The following is a 14,524-nucleotide window of genomic DNA, read 5'->3' as shown; positions in this document are numbered from 1 at the left end:
CTCCTTACATGTTCAGGCTTCGGCCACCGTCCACCGAGAGGATCTGGCCAGTAACAAATGGGGCATCGCAGAGAAAATAGGCGATGGCGCCGGCAATGTCATCCGGCTGACCGGTTCTGGCCATGGGCGTTTTTGCCAGAATGGCCTGCTGGTGGGTTGGATCTACCGCGTCTTCGCCCTCTGGCCAGAGGATGGCGCCGGGAGAAACACCGTTAACCCGGACAGCCGGTGCCAGGTCTTTTGCCCATGAGCGGGTGAGAGCGGCCAGGCCCGCCTTGCTGGCGCAATACAGCGGGTGGTCGGCCAGTGGCTTCTCGCTGTAGATGTCGATCAGGTTAACCACGCCACCTTTGCTGTCCCTCAGTGCCGGCAGGCAGTGCTGGAGCAGAAAGAAGGGGGCTTTCAGGTTGGCGCCCATGATCTGCTGCCAGTCGTTTTCAGTTGCCTCGGCTGTGGGGGTGGGGTAGAACACAGAGGCATTGTTCACCAGTGCGTCCAGGCGGCCCCAGTGCTGGCAGGCCTGCTCGGCAACCCGGGCAATGTCTTCGCTCAGGGCGAGGTCTCCCTGTTTGCAAACCGCCGAGCCGGGACGTGCCTGGTTCAAATTCTCGACCAGGTCCCGGGCCTGGGTTTCCCGGCTGCGGTAGTGGATAACCACATTCCAGCCGCGTTGGTGCAGTGTTTTCGCCGTGTGGGCGCCGAGCCGGTGAGCGGCACCGGTAATCAGGGCTACGGGGTTTGCCATGCCTTCATCCTTCTTGTTGTTGTGAGTGATTCAGTGCGTGGGTGATACGGGCAAGGCGCTCGTGCTGGATGGCCTCGCCCAGTTCTTTGCCTTTGTAGCCTTGTGCCAGCAGGTCTCTCGGGTTCACGCCGCTGGCGGCATCGGCTGCTGCGCGTAGTTGCTCTAAGATCGGGTAAAGCGAAGGGTTGGCGGTACAGGCCAGTGTTTGCAGCAGTGTCTCGAAGCGTTCGGCCCGGCGCCACAGGTCCGCCCTGCCCAGCAGCTCCAGAGCCTGTTGAGGTGCCAGTCCGTTTTTGCTGATGCCGTCCAGCTCCGTCATGAACAGGCAGACCAGGTGGGTCATATCCCGACAGTCGTTGGGTGTTTTCATGGCGGCTGCGCGGTGGACTGCGTCAGGCTCTGGCAAAGCGGACAGCAAGGCAGCGAACCGCTGGGCAGTGCTGCCTTCGTGTTTGTGAATGCACGCCAGTGCCCGCAGGCCGGCTTCCAGGGCGAGAGGGTCAGCCAGTTCCGGGATGAGCACGGTCAGTGCGCCCAGTTCGCGCAGCAAATCAAAGAAAACGGTGGGAGACTGTTCGTGCAGGGCCCGCTGCATCTCCTGCCAGACTCGTTCGGGCACCAGGTGTTCCAGCTCACCTTCGCTGACCATCCGGCGCATAAGGTCCATGGTTTGCTTGCACACGGTGAAGCCCCGGGGCGCAAGGCGGGCGGCGAAACGGGCGGTGCGTAAAATGCGCAGGGGGTCTTCACAGAAAGCGTCGGACACATGGCGCAAAGTGCGGTTCCGCAAATCGGTGTGGCCGTTGAAAGGGTCGACCAGCTCACCATTCTCGGTTTCTGCCATGGCATTGATGGTCAGGTCGCGGCGCTTCAGGTCGTCTTCCAGCGTGACATCCGGTGCGGCATACACGGAGAAACCATGGTAACCCTGCCCCTGTTTTCGTTCCGTGCGGGCCAGGGCGTATTCCTCGTGGGTTTTCGGGTGCAGAAATACCGGGAAATCCGCGCCCACCTGCTTGAACCCGCGCTCCAGCATTTCCTCCGGGGTGGCGCCGACCACCACCCAGTCGTGGTCTTTGACGTTCAGCCCCAGCAATTTGTCGCGGACAGCGCCGCCTACCAGATATGTTTGCATGGGGCTGATTGTAAACCGTTTGCCTCTGGAAAACAGAGCTTAACGGGTGGTTGTGGGTGTGGGAGGTTGCCGCCTGGCGTCCGGAGCGCTGGCAGTTTTTTGCCGCCGGCGGCACTTCGAGTTCAGTGGTATCCTTGGGACTGCCCGATAAACAGTAGCTTGCGAGAGCTGGCGTGATTCTTTCATGGGGCCGTAAAAGTTTTGTTGGAGAAGGAATGATGATGTTGCGCTGGAGCCTTTGGGCGTGTCTGGCGGTGGCACTTTCCGGGTGTGTTTCCGGTCAGGGCGGCCAGGAGCAGGCGGTTCAGGAATTCGAGCCGGTTACCGTGCGCGTAAGCGGTTACGGTACCTATGCGAATGTGGAGGAGCAGCGAGCCGATACCCGCAAGCGCTTAATGGCCCGGCGCGCCTCGCAACTGGACGCTTACCGGAACCTGGCCGAGCGGGTGTACGGCACTGTGGTGTTCGGCAGCTCGACCGTCCATGATTTTGTCCTTCGCAGCGACAGTTTCCGCACCTATGTGGACAGTTATGTTCGTGGCGCAAGGACGGTGTCGGTGACCGAACACAGTGACGGCGTGGTGGAAACGGTGATGGAGCTGAAGCTGGAGCCGCATTTTATAGCCTGCGCCCAAGGCGTGGCCGACGACAGGCTGAAAGATGTCTGCCCGATTCCCATGCCTGCGTACGACGACCGGCAGGGCGATATGGAAGCTACCGGCTCCGTCGACTCACTGTATTACCTGGACTGACGATTTGCCCCTATGAGGCCCTGGAGACCCATGAAAATTCTGATAAGTGTTCTGCTGGCATTGGTCCCGACGCTGTCACTGGCAACGGTCCTTGAGGGTGTGGGCCATGCCACGATTCAGGAGAACAACCTGGACAAGGCGAGGGCGGAAGCCCGCAAGGCGGCAATGCGTGATCTGGCTTTGCAGTACGATGCCCGTATCAGCGCCCGTGATGAAATGGAAAATGGCGAGCTGGTTACATCGACAACCGAGATGTCTGCCGTGGCCGACATACGCAATGCCACCGTGGTGGATGAGTATCGCAGTGGCAACCTGCTGCGTGTGACGGTCAGGGGTGAGTTGTCCGAGGCCGGCAGCGAGAATTGCAAGGCAGGCAAGGCCTCAGGTTTGCGCAAGCGAGTTGCGGTGACCGGTTTCCCGATGGTGGATACGGCCCAGGGCGGCAACCGTTCGGTTGATGATGCGGGCGAGAAACTGCCGCAGGCACTGGTGGCCCGTTTGCAGCAAAGGGGCAACATGCAGGTGCTGGGCAGTTCCCGCCTGCAACTGTTTGAACGGCTGCCGGATGCGCCAACCTCCCGCAGCAACAAAGCCGCCAACCAGTTGACCAACGTGGTTCAGGTGGCCAGAGAGCTGGGTGCGCAATTTGTGGTTTCCGGTGTGATTCGTGACATCGGGCTGGCGGACCCGACCGCCTGGGGCTCTTCGATTGTCGACAAGATGCAGCGCGGAATTGGTTTCTCGGATACCGAGCGCCGTTTCGAAGTGGAAATGATGGTGTTTGATGGCTTCAGTGGCGCGGCGGTTCACCGCCAGCGTTTTGTGACGTCCGCGGATTGGGAGCCGGACGGCAATGGCAGTGGTGGTTTTGACTCCGCCGGTTTCGAGAAGTCCGAGTGGGGCCAGGCGGTAAGCCAGGTGATGGACCAGATGGCCATGGAGGTGAGCAGTACGCTGAACTGTCAGCCATTCATGGCCCGCATTGCCCGGGTGGACGGTAACAAGGTGACGCTTGAATCTGGCGCAACCGCAGGCCTGCGTCCGGGGGATGAACTGGCGGTGTATCGCAGTCAGCGATATTTTGACGCGCTGGGCGCGACGCCGGAGTTAAAGGATGCCGGTGTGTCGCTTACCCTGGATAATGTTCACCCGGACTTCAGTAATGGCACCATGCCCAGCGATGGTCGCCAGATCAATATCCAGCGGGATGACATAGCGATTATCTGGTGATCAGTCGGCGGCTTCGGCTGCCGCGATATCCCGAATCTTGCCCACCATGGCGCGCAGGCCATTGCCCCGGGTCGGGGAGATGTGGCGGAACAGGTCGAGTTGTTCGAACAGCTCGTCAATGTCGGTGGCCAGCAATTCACGAGGTGTCTTGCCATTCAGGGCCACCAGGATGATGGCTGCCAGGCCGCGCACGATCATGGCATCTGAGTCGATCAGCAGGAACAGCTTGCCGCTGGTTTCATCGTAGTGATGAATCAGCCAGACCTGGCTCTGGCAGCCATGCACGTAGTTTTCCTCTACCCGGTCGTCGTCCGGAAAGGCCGGTAGCTGCTTGCCCAGGTCGATGATGTAGGCGTAGCGCTCTTCCCAGTCGTCCAGGAAGTCGAAATCGGCGAGTACATCATCCAGAGTGGTTGTCTGGCCCAGTGGGTTGTTCAGAAACTGGTCTTTGCTGGCGGTCATAGCATTCCAAGTTCGAGTTTGGCTTCGTCTGTCAGCATGTCGTTGTTCCAGGGCGGATCAAACGTCAACTCCACGGTGACCTTGTCCACGTTGGGCACATGCTCCACCTTGCGCTTCACATCCTCGGTAATAACCGGCCCCATGCCGCAACCAGCGGCGGTCAGGGTCATCAGGATGTAGACGTGGTTGCCGTCTTCGGTGCCGTTTTCAATCCTGCATTCGTAAATCAGGCCGAGATCCACCACGTTCACCGGGATTTCCGGGTCGTAGGCGCTGCGCATGGCCTCCCAGACCTGGTTCTCATTCACCGTGCCGTCTTCGGGGGTCTCGAAGCTGCTTTCCAGCGGTTTTTTGCCCAGCGCATCGGCGTCGTGGCCTTCAATGCGGGCCAGGTTACCGTTCACCGCTACGGTGAAGGTGCCGCCGAGGGACTGGGTGATGGTCACGAAGGTGTCCGCCGGAATCATGATTTCCGTGCCGGCCGGCACCAGCCGTGCCTCCACTTCGCGTTTTGTCAGGACGACTTCCCGTTCTTGCATGCTAGCTCAGCCTTTTTAAAGCTATGTTTTTGCCACTAAATCCACGAAAGAACACGAAATAGAGATTAAAAAACCAGGGATTTTTGCCACGGAATCACACAGACAACCAAAAGGCAGTTTTTATCTTTTTTCTGTGAGTGTCCGTGGCTCAAAAGCATTTAATTTTTTCGTGTTTTTTCGTGGATTTAGTGGCAAAAAGTATTTGTCTTCAAGCCACCGTAAAACTTTCACCACAGCCACATTCCGCCGTGGCGTTGGGGTTGTGGAAGCGGAACAGGGAGTTCACGCCTTCGGTGACAAAATCAATTTCAATGCCATTCACCAACGGCAGGTGTTCTTCTTTCACAAACACATCTACACCGTCGATAGTGAAAATACGATCATCTTCAGCGGGCGTTTCCACCCACTCTGTTTCGTATTTGAAGCCGGAGCAGCCGCTCTTTTTGATCGCCAGGCGAATGCCCTTGGCTTCCGGTTTCTTGTCCAGTTGCTTACGCACGTGTTTGACCGCCGCGGGGCTCATGGTCACGTTCACGTCGATGTTCGGGGTGAAGACTTCGGCTGTCATGTTTCCACCTCCTCAGGTAAACAGGCGCTGAATTTTTTGCAGGCCTGTGAATAATTTTTCCACCTCTTGCTGCGTATTATAAAACGCAAACGATGCCCTGGCTGTGCCGGGAACTCCGTAGAAGTCCATCAGGGGCATGGCGCAGTGGTGGCCGGTGCGGATGGCTATGCCTTGCTGGTCCAGCAGGGTGCCAATGTCGCTGGGGTGCAGGCCTTCAATCTTGAACGACATGACCGGCACTTTCCGCCTGGCGGTTCCTATGATGCTCATGCCGGGAACCGTTTCCACCAGCTCGTTGGCGCGTTGGAGCAGGGCGCTTTCCGCCGCTTCCATGGCGGCACGGTCCAGGTTGTTCAGGTAATCAATCGCTGCCGCCAGGCCCACGGCCTCGGCAATGGCCGGGGTGCCGGCCTCAAACTTGTAGGGCAGCACGTTCCAGGTGGTGCGCTCAAACGAGACCCGCTCGATCATCTCCCCGCCGCCCTGGTAAGGGGGCATCTCTTCCAGCAGTTCGGCCCGGCCGTAGAGCGCACCGATGCCGGTGGGGCCAAACAGTTTGTGGGAAGAAAACACATAGAAATCGCAGCCCAGCGCCTGCACGTCCGGCTGGAAGTGGGGCACCGCCTGGGCGCCGTCAATCAGGGTGAGCACGCCCTGTTTCTTGGCCTGCTCGATCAGCGGTGCAATCGGGTTCACCGTACCCAATACGTTGGACACATGGGTGATGGCCAGGATGCGTGTGCGGTCGTTCAACAGGCTGGTGAACGAGGCCATGTCCAGCTCACCTTCGGGTGTCACCTGGATGGGCACGACTTTGGCGCCGGTGCGCTCGGCAATCATCTGCCAGGGCACGATGTTGGCGTGGTGCTCCATGTGGCTGACCAGAATCTCGTCGCCTTCCTTCAGGCGAGGCGCCAGACCATTGGCCACCAGATTGATGGCCTCTGTGGTGCCCCGGGTCCAGACGATTTCCCGGGTACTGCCGGCGTTCAGGAAGGCCCGAACGGTCTCCCGGGCACCTTCAAAAGCGGTTGTGGCCCGATCCCCGAGGGTATGGGCACCACGGTGCACGTTTGAATGCATTTCCCGGTAGTAACGGTCCATGGCGTCCAGCACGGCCTGTGGCTTCTGTGCCGAGGCGCCGTTGTCCAGATACACCAGCGGCTTGCCGTTCACCTCCTGCGACAGAATCGGAAAATCCTGGCGGATGGCGTTGACGTCAAACGTTTTGGTCTTGGTTGCCATGGACAGATCGCTCACCTCAGGCCTCCTCGAAGGTCTTGTCGAAGAATTCGTTCAGGCGTGTCTGGGCCGTTTCACGCACCGCCTCTACCGGGATCTGCGCGACCAGTTCGTTGATAAACGCCATGGTGAGCAGTACGTTGGCATCTCGCCGACCGATGCCGCGGGACACCAGGTAGAACAGCGAGGTTTCATCCAACTGGCCGATGGTGGCGCCGTGGGCACATTTCACGTCGTCGGCGTAGATTTCCAACTCCGGCTTGGTGTCGATTTCCGCACCGCTGTTGAGCAACAGGTTCTTGTTGTTCATATCCGCGTTGGACTTCTGCGCGTCCTGGTGGATATGAATGCGCCCGTTGAACACCGCGTGGGATTTGTCCGCTGCAATGTTGCGATAGGTTTCCTCGCTGTTGCAGTGGGCGGCCACGTGGTCAATAGCGGTGTGGTTGTCGTAGTGCTGTTTACCCTGGGTCACCACCACGCCGTTGAGTTTGGTTTCCGCGCCTTCGCCTTCCAGGCGCACCTGCAGGTCGTGCCGGCGCAGCGGGCCACCAAAGCCCACGCAGTGGCTCTCAAAGCGGGAGCTGCGGGCCTGCAGTACGCCGGTGGCGCCGATATGCTGTACGTTCTCGCCTTCCATGTTCAGACGAATGCTGGTGATGTTGGCACCGTCGGCCACGTCGAACTCGGTGACGGTGCCGACCAGCACCGGCGCTTCACCGCCGGAGGTGTACTCTTCCACCAGGGTCATCTGGCTGTTGGCGCCGGCTTCCACGTAGACACGCGGGTAGGCGGAGCCACTGGCGTCGCCATGAGTCTCGTGGATGATGAACAGGGGCTGGTCCAGTACCGCACCGGGTTTCAGACGAATCAGCAGGCCGTCTTCGAAACGTGCGCCGTTCAACCGGGCAAACTGCGCCTGGTCATGGTCCAGCGTGCCGCCCAGTTTTTTGGACAGTGCGGTGGCGTCATCGTTGTTCAGATCACGGAAGCTCTCGATGGTAATGCCGTCCAGATCCGGAAACTCACTGGCTTCGGGGATCATCACGCCATTCAGGAACACCACCTTGTAGCCAGGCACTGCCAGACTGGTGCCGGTTTTGCCGTCGGCCGGCAGGGAAATGGCCATGTCGTCCGACAGCTTCAGGTACTTGGCGGAGTACTTCCAGTTTTCGGTTTTACGGGTGGGCAGTGGCATGTCGACCAGTGCGCTCGCCCGTTGTTTGCGCAGCGCCAGCAAGGGCTCGGGCATGCAATCGCATGCCGCGTGCAGGAAGGCGCTGGAAAGCTTGGGTACAGGTTTCATTCCAGGTCTCCTGATTAGTTGCCGGCGTCTTCTTCGTCTTTGATGCCCAGCCAGCCGTAACCTTTTTCTTCCAGCTCCAGAGCCAGTTCACGGCCACCGGATTTGATGATCCTGCCGCCGGCCAGCACGTGCACGTAATCCGGCACGATGTGGTTCAACAGGCGCTGGTAGTGGGTCACCATCAAAATGGCCCGGTCTTCGGAGCGCAGGGCGTTAACGCCGTCAGACACCACTTTCAGCGCATCGATGTCCAGGCCGGAGTCGGTCTCATCGAGGATCGCCAGCTTCGGCTGAAGCAGCAGCGCCTGGAGAATTTCGTTACGCTTCTTCTCGCCGCCGGAGAAGCCTTCGTTCACGCCGCGCTTGAGGAATGACGGGTCCAGGTCCACCTGTTTGGAGACTTCGCGGGCGAGTTTCATGAACTCGGCGGCGTTCATCTCTTCTTCACCACGGTGCTGGCGCATGGCGTTCACGGCGGTGCGCAGGAACTGCAGGTTGCTGACGCCGGGGATTTCCACCGGGTACTGGAACGCCAGGAAAATGCCTTCGCGGGCACGCTCTTCGGTTTCCAGGTCCAGCAGGTTTTCACCGTTCAGTGTGACTTCGCCGCTGGTGACTTCAAATGCTTCGTTACCTGCCAGAACCTGTGACAGGGTACTCTTGCCGGAGCCGTTCGGGCCCATGATGGCGTGAACCTCGCCGGCCTTGATCTCCAGGTTGATGCCCTTGAGGATTTCTTTGTCCTCAACGGATGCGTGCAGGTTTTTGATGCTCAGCATTTGTGGCGTCTCTCTCGTTTTATCCGTCTGAATTCTTGTGCTCACCCTTGTGACTACTAGCCTCGACTTTGGGTGAGTCAGCCGTCGGGGTGGCCCTTCCGGGATACGCTGTAAATACGTCCCTGTACGCTCGACAAAATCATCCCTGATTTTGACGATCCCGGAAGGGCCACCCCGACGGCTTCCGCGATACTTTGGTGTTTGCTGTCCGAAATAAAACTGATTTCGGTAGCTGGATTCCAGCTGTGCCCGTGTGAAGCTCGGGTCAGTGAGTCTGGTGGCTTTTTACGGGACCCTCAAAAACATGGATGTTTTTGTGGAGCGTACATGGATGTATTCACAGCGTGTCCCGTAAAAAGCCACCAGACTTGCTGACTACCCCCAAAGCCAGCGGGGCCAGAGTCAAAGGATCAGCCCACAGACCCCTCAAGGCTAACCTCAAGCAGCTTGCCAGCCTCGACGGCAAATTCCATCGGCAGCTCTTTGAACACTTCCTTACAGAAGCCGTTCACGATCATGGACACCGCCTGCTCCGGGTCGATACCACGCTGACGGCACAGGAACATCTGCTCGTCGCTGACCTTGGAGGTGGTGGCCTCGTGCTCCACGATGGCGGACTTGTTCTTGCTCTCGATGTACGGGAACGTATGCGCCCCGCAGCGGTCGCCGATCAGCAGCGAGTCGCACTGGGTAAAGTTGCGCGCGCCTTCCGCGCCGGGCTGGAACTTGACCAGGCCCCGGTAGGCGTTGGAGCTGCGACCAGCAGAAATACCCTTGGAGATGATGGTGCTGGAGGTGTTTTTGCCCAGGTGAATCATCTTGGTGCCGGTGTCGGCCTGCTGGAAGTTGTTGGTCAGGGCCACCGAGTAGAACTCACCCACGCTGTTGTCACCCTTCAGGATGCAACTCGGGTATTTCCAGGTAACGGCGGAGCCGGTTTCCACCTGGGTCCAGGAGATCTTCGAATTGTCTCCCAGGCAGGCGCCGCGCTTGGTCACGAAGTTGAAGATGCCGCCTTTGCCTTCTTCGTCGCCCGGGTACCAGTTCTGTACCGTGGAGTATTTGATCTGGGCATCGCCGAGGGCGACCAGCTCAACAACCGCAGCGTGCAGCTGGTTCTCGTCGCGCATGGGCGCGGTGCAGCCTTCCAGGTAGCTGACGTAACTGCCTTCGTCGGCGATGATCAGGGTGCGCTCGAACTGACCGGTGTTGGCGGCGTTGATGCGGAAGTAGGTGGACAGCTCCATCGGGCAGCGCACACCCTTGGGCACATAGACAAAGGTGCCGTCGGAGAAGACCGCGGAGTTCAGCCCGGCGAAGAAGTTGTCGCTGTGGGGAACCACGGTGCCCAGATATTTCTGCACCAGTTCCGGGTAATCACGGATGGCTTCGGAGATGGAGCAGAAGATCACGCCGGCCTTGGCCAGTGGCTCTTTGAAGGTGGTCGCCACGGAGACGGAGTCAAACACCGCATCCACCGCAACACCGGCCAGCTTTTCCCGCTCGTGCAGAGGAATGCCCAGCTTTTCGTAGGTGCGCAGCAGTTCCGGATCGACTTCGTCCAGGCTCTGGGGCATGTCTTCCTTGCGCTTGGGGGCTGAGTAGTAGGAAATCGAGTTGTAGTCGATTTTCGGGTAGCCCACGTGCGCCCAGTTCGGTTCGTCCATTTCGAGCCAGCGACGGTAGGCCTTAAGGCGCCACTCCAGCATCCATTCCGGCTCCTTCTTCAGGCCGGAAAGGCGGGCGATGACGTCTTCATTCAGGCCGGGTTCGAACGTGTCGGCTTCTATGTCAGTGACGAAGCCGTGTTCGTATTCCCGTTTGATCAGCTCATTCACCTCTTGGTCGGTGGTCGCCATGATCGTTGCTCCGTTATTCTCTCATCGTGGGCTGGTGCCTTGGTCACCAATCCCGTGCATTCTGGCGAGTGATTATACAATACCAGAGTAAAATAGTCAGGTATTAAATCGGGCTTGCGCTGAGTATACATTAATCAGGGTGATAGCCCCATTTTAACGAGTTCGTGCTGGGTGTGAGCGGGTAGACCTTTCCAAAACTGTCTGCAGCCAGGGATGGCTGCAGTCAAGCCCTACAGGGATGTACTTGCGGGGCGTGTTTTGGAAAGGTCTACCCGCTCACTCCTTTGACCTTCAGTTATTTTCAGGCAAAATCCGTGTCAGATAGCTGAACGCCAGCGATTCCGGCAAATTGTCCGGCTTGGGTATGCGCACCACATGCCCGCTGCCCGGCGCGTATTCCATGGGCTCGCCCTTGCGGTTTTCCATGACATTTGCCGAGAACCGTAGATTGCCGGCGGGATTGATCAGCTCCAGCTGGTCGCCGACGGCGAATTTGTTTTTTACGTCGATGGTCAGCCAGTGGTCGTCCCGCTCAACCACGGTGCCCACCACCTGCTGGGTGCCCAGAAAGGACGAGCCCTGTTCGTAGGTCTGGTATTCCTGGGGCACGTGCCGGCGCAGGAAGCCCTCGGTGTAACCCCGGTTCGACAGGGCTTCGAGCTCGTCCATCATGCCCATGTCGAAGGGCTTGCCGGCCATGGCGTCGTCGATGGCCTTGCGGTAGACCTGGGTGGTGCGTGCTACATAGTAGGTGCTCTTGGTGCGCCCTTCGATCTTTAGTGAGTGAACCCCCATTTTGACCAGTTCCGCCACGTGTTGTACGGCGCGCAGGTCTTTTGAGTTCATGATGTAGGTGCCGTGCTCATCCTCGTAGGCGGGGATGTAGCCGCCGGGGCGGTTGGGTTCTTCCAGCAGGATTTCCTTGGGTTCGAATTCCTGAACGGCGTCGGCCGTGCTGGCGATCAGGTCGCCGGTCTGGTCGTGGCTGTGGGCCACTTCTTTATAGTTCCAGCGGCAGGCGTTGGTGCAGGCGCCCTGGTTGGCGTCCCGGTGGTTCATGTAGCCGGACAGCAGGCAGCGGCCGGAGTAGGCCATGCACAAGGCGCCGTGCACGAACACTTCCAGCTCCATTTCCGGCACTTTTTCGCGGATGGTGCGGATTTCTTCCAGTGCCAGTTCCCGGGACAGGATCACCCGGCTGACGCCCTGGCGGCGCCAGAATTCCACGGTGGCCCAGTTCACGGCGTTGGCCTGTACGGACAAGTGAATAGGCTGGTCCGGCCAGTTTTCCCGCACCAGCATGATCAGCCCCGGGTCGGACATGATCAGTGCATCGGGTTTAAGTTCGACAATCGGCGCCAGATCACGGAGATAGCTACGCACTTTGTCGTTGTGGGGCGCGATGTTGGAAACAAGATAGAACTGCTTGCCCAGCTCGTGGGCACGTTCGATGCCGCCGGCCAGGGCGTTGATGTCCTTGAAGCTGTTGTTGCGCACGCGCAGTGAATAGCGGGGCTGGCCCGCGTACACGGCATCGGCGCCATAGGCAAAGGCGGTTTCAAGGTGTTCGGGGGTGCCGGCGGGTGCAAGCAGTTCCGGGGTGGTCATGGTGTCTCCGGGGTTGGTCAGAACGGGAAAAGCCAGTCGGTTATTATGGAAAACTTCGGGTGCGCTGGGAAGGCGTGACCGATTTTTCATGTCGCCAAAGTATTATTGATTCTTTTCAGCTAACAAGTGTACGCTGATTGCCGTAACTCATAGTCTGCCCGTTTTGATTGCAGGAGGAAAACAGCATGGCAGCAAAGCCTGTAGGGCATGAAATTCCAAAGCGCTCACTGGGCAATAAGGTCAGCACGCTGATTCAGGTGCAGCTTGACCGAGGCAAGGTGGGCGTGGAAACGGTTGCCGGTCAGCTCAATATGAGCCGTTATACGTTGCACAAGAAACTGAAGCAGGAGGGCGTTACCTTTGCTCATCTGTTGGAGCAGGTGCGGCGTGAAAAGGCATTGGCTTACATGAAGGATAAAACCAAGCCGCTGGTGGAAATCGCCGAGCAGCTTGGTTTCTCGGAACTCAGTGCATTCAGCCGGGCGTTCAAGCGCTGGATGGGCACTTCCCCGGCTGAATACCGCTCCGTCAGACTTTCTTGAAGATCAGGGTGGCGTTGGTGCCACCGAAGCCGAAGCTGTTGCTCATCACCAGGTCCAGATTCTGGTTGTCCTGGCGTTCGCGCACGATCGGATAGCCTTCGGCACCTTCATCCAGGTCCTGAATGTTGGCGGATGGCGCCAGGAAGCCTTCACGCTGCATGATCAGGGAGTAGATGGCTTCGTGAACACCTGCCGCGCCCAGGGCGTGGCCACACAGCGGTTTGGTGGAGCTCAGCGGCGGAATCTTGTCGCCGAAGGTTTCCTTCAGAGCCTTCAGCTCCGTGATGTCACCGGCCGGTGTGCTGGTGCCGTGGGTGTTGATGTAGCTGATCTCGCCATCAATATTGGCCATCGCCTGCTTCATGCAGCGAATGGCGCCTTCACCGCTCGGCGCAACCATGTCGGCGCCGTCTGACGTGGCGCCAAAGCCGACGATTTCACCCAGAATGTTTGCGCCGCGTGCTTCGGCATGCTCCAGGGCTTCCAGTGCCAGAACACCACCGCCGCCGGAGATAACGAAGCCGTCGCGGTTGGCGTCGTAGGTGCGTGAAGCCAGTTCCGGGGTGTCGTTGTATTTGGTGGACAGTGCGCCCATGGCATCGAACATCAGGCTCAGGGTCCAGTGGATGTCTTCACCGCCGCCGGCAAACATCACATCCTGGCGGCCCAGGGCAATCTGGTCAGCCGCGTGGCCGATGCAGTGGGCACTGGTGGCACAGGCAGAGGTGATGCCATAGTTAATGCCGGTGATGCCGAAAGCGGTGGCAATGGAGGCGTTGATGGCGCTGCCCATGGTGCGCGGTACCCGGTAGGGGCCCACACGGCGAATGCCTTTCTCCCGCTGGGTGTCGATGGCATCGATCAGCTCAACGGTGGAGGCGCCGCCGGTACCGAACACGATGCCGGTGCTGTTGGCACGGATCTGCTCGTCGGTCAGGCCGGACTGCTCGATGGCTTCTTTCATGGCCAGGTAGGTGTAACCGGAGGCCGGGCACATGAAGCGCCAGAGTTTACGGTCAATCAGTTCCGGCAGGTTCAGATCGATCTTGCCGGTGATGTGACTGCGCAGACCCGCATCTTTCGCTTCCTGGCTGAACGCAATGCCGGAGCGGGACTCTTTCAGGGACTGGGTCACTTCTTTTTGATTGGTGCCAAGGCTGGAGACAATCCCCATGCCAGTAATAACTACGCGACGCATCGTATCAACTCCTAAAAATCATCAGTCGAGGTGAACAGGCCAACCCGAAGGTCCTTGGCGGTGTAGATTTCACGGCCGTCCACTTCCATGCTGGCATCGGCAATCGCCATGGTCAGTTTGCGGCGGATGTGCCGCTTGATGTCGAGGCGATAGGTAACCTTTTTGTTCTCGGGCAATACCTGGCCAAAGAATTTTACCTCACCGGCGCCCAGCGCACGGCCCTTGCCTTTGCCGCCGGTCCAGGCGAGGAAAAAGCCAACCAGCTGCCACATGGCGTCCAGGCCCAGACAGCCGGGCATGACCGGATCGTCTTTGAAGTGGACTTTGAAGAACCACAGGTCCGGGTCAATGTCGAGCTCGGCGACCAGGCTGCCTTTGCCGTAAGCGCCGTCTTCCGCGCCGATGTGGGTGATGCGGTCAAACATCAGCATTTCATCGGTCGGCAGGCGCATGTCGCCCTCGAACAGCTCGCCGTGGCCGCAGCGGATCAGGTCTTGTTTGTCAAAATGGTCAGGATGCATGTTGCCTGTTTCTCTGTTGCAAAATGATTTCCTGATAC

General features: G+C 59.0%; 15 protein-coding genes. 3 read left to right on the top strand and 12 right to left on the bottom strand.

What is annotated here, in order from left to right:
* Positions 1-4: 4 nt before the first annotated feature.
* Together BMZ63_RS10470 and BMZ63_RS10465 are read right to left on the bottom strand one after the other, a co-directional pair.
* Complete coding sequence (locus BMZ63_RS10470; RefSeq protein ID WP_091705311.1) at positions 5-745, bottom strand: pteridine reductase; 741 nt, start codon at positions 743-745, stop codon at positions 5-7.
* Positions 746-749: 4 nt separating this feature from the next.
* Positions 750-1,880, bottom strand: coding sequence for a tRNA nucleotidyltransferase/poly(A) polymerase-related protein (locus BMZ63_RS10465; protein ID WP_091705309.1), 1,131 nt, complete (start codon positions 1,878-1,880; stop codon positions 750-752).
* A gap of 215 nt (positions 1,881-2,095) precedes the next feature.
* On the opposite strand from BMZ63_RS10465, the gene BMZ63_RS10460 reads away from it, so the two are divergent.
* On the top strand, positions 2,096-2,632 hold the full coding sequence (locus BMZ63_RS10460) for an LPP20 family lipoprotein (protein WP_227663618.1): 537 nt from the start codon (positions 2,096-2,098) through the stop codon (positions 2,630-2,632).
* 30 nt (positions 2,633-2,662) lie between these two features.
* Positions 2,663-3,862, top strand: coding sequence for a flagellar assembly protein T N-terminal domain-containing protein (locus BMZ63_RS10455; protein ID WP_091705306.1), 1,200 nt, complete (start codon positions 2,663-2,665; stop codon positions 3,860-3,862).
* Here BMZ63_RS10455 and BMZ63_RS10450 read toward each other — a convergent pair whose 3' ends face one another.
* The 8 genes from BMZ63_RS10450 to trhP form a co-directional block, all read right to left on the bottom strand.
* Complete coding sequence (locus BMZ63_RS10450) at positions 3,863-4,324, bottom strand: SufE family protein (RefSeq protein ID WP_091705304.1); 462 nt, start codon at positions 4,322-4,324, stop codon at positions 3,863-3,865. It abuts the gene before it with no gap.
* Positions 4,321-4,863 (bottom strand): putative Fe-S cluster assembly protein SufT, encoded by a 543-nt coding sequence (sufT, locus tag BMZ63_RS10445; RefSeq protein ID WP_091705303.1) that lies wholly within the window; start codon positions 4,861-4,863, stop codon positions 4,321-4,323. The genes BMZ63_RS10450 and sufT overlap by 4 nt, the downstream gene beginning before the upstream one ends.
* Positions 4,864-5,071: 208 nt before the next feature.
* Positions 5,072-5,431 carry a HesB/IscA family protein gene (locus tag BMZ63_RS10440; protein WP_091705301.1) on the bottom strand — a complete coding sequence of 120 codons (360 nt, stop codon included), beginning with the start codon at positions 5,429-5,431 and terminating at the stop codon, positions 5,072-5,074.
* 12 nt (positions 5,432-5,443) lie between these two features.
* Positions 5,444-6,691, bottom strand: a complete 1,248-nt coding sequence (locus BMZ63_RS10435; RefSeq protein ID WP_091705299.1) for an aminotransferase class V-fold PLP-dependent enzyme — start codon at positions 6,689-6,691, stop codon at positions 5,444-5,446.
* A 1-nt stretch (position 6,692) separates the two neighbouring features.
* The gene (gene sufD, locus BMZ63_RS10430) at positions 6,693-7,979 is read right to left on the bottom strand and encodes a Fe-S cluster assembly protein SufD (RefSeq protein ID WP_091705297.1); all 1,287 of its coding nucleotides are present in this window, start codon (positions 7,977-7,979) and stop codon (positions 6,693-6,695) included.
* A 14-nt stretch (positions 7,980-7,993) separates the two neighbouring features.
* Entirely contained in the window at positions 7,994-8,758 is a 765-nt protein-coding gene (sufC, locus tag BMZ63_RS10425) for a Fe-S cluster assembly ATPase SufC (RefSeq protein ID WP_091705296.1), read from the bottom strand.
* A 410-nt stretch (positions 8,759-9,168) separates the two neighbouring features.
* A complete protein-coding gene (gene sufB / locus BMZ63_RS10420; RefSeq protein WP_091705294.1) occupies positions 9,169-10,617 on the bottom strand; it encodes a Fe-S cluster assembly protein SufB in 1,449 nt (482 codons plus the stop codon).
* Between the two features lie 291 nt (positions 10,618-10,908).
* Positions 10,909-12,225: a prephenate-dependent tRNA uridine(34) hydroxylase TrhP gene (gene trhP, locus BMZ63_RS10415; RefSeq protein ID WP_091705292.1), complete on the bottom strand. Its 1,317-nt coding sequence runs from the start codon at positions 12,223-12,225 to the stop codon at positions 10,909-10,911.
* A 185-nt stretch (positions 12,226-12,410) separates the two neighbouring features.
* On the opposite strand from trhP, the gene BMZ63_RS10410 reads away from it, so the two are divergent.
* Positions 12,411-12,767: a helix-turn-helix domain-containing protein gene (locus tag BMZ63_RS10410; protein ID WP_091705291.1), complete on the top strand. Its 357-nt coding sequence runs from the start codon at positions 12,411-12,413 to the stop codon at positions 12,765-12,767.
* On the opposite strand, the gene fabB is transcribed toward BMZ63_RS10410, so the two are convergent.
* Together fabB and fabA are read right to left on the bottom strand one after the other, a co-directional pair.
* Positions 12,754-13,965, bottom strand: coding sequence for a beta-ketoacyl-ACP synthase I (fabB, locus tag BMZ63_RS10405; RefSeq protein ID WP_091705289.1), 1,212 nt, complete (start codon positions 13,963-13,965; stop codon positions 12,754-12,756). The genes BMZ63_RS10410 and fabB overlap by 14 nt on opposite strands.
* A gap of 11 nt (positions 13,966-13,976) precedes the next feature.
* Positions 13,977-14,486: a bifunctional 3-hydroxydecanoyl-ACP dehydratase/trans-2-decenoyl-ACP isomerase gene (fabA, locus tag BMZ63_RS10400; RefSeq protein WP_091705287.1), complete on the bottom strand. Its 510-nt coding sequence runs from the start codon at positions 14,484-14,486 to the stop codon at positions 13,977-13,979.
* Between the last annotated feature and the right edge of the window lie 38 nt (positions 14,487-14,524).

Origin of the sequence: Marinobacter persicus, assembly GCF_900114155.1 — a bacterium.
Taxonomy (GTDB): domain Bacteria; phylum Pseudomonadota; class Gammaproteobacteria; order Pseudomonadales; family Oleiphilaceae; genus Marinobacter; species Marinobacter persicus.
Note: the sequence above shows the minus strand (reverse complement) of the source record. Positions and strands in the feature narration are given on the sequence as shown.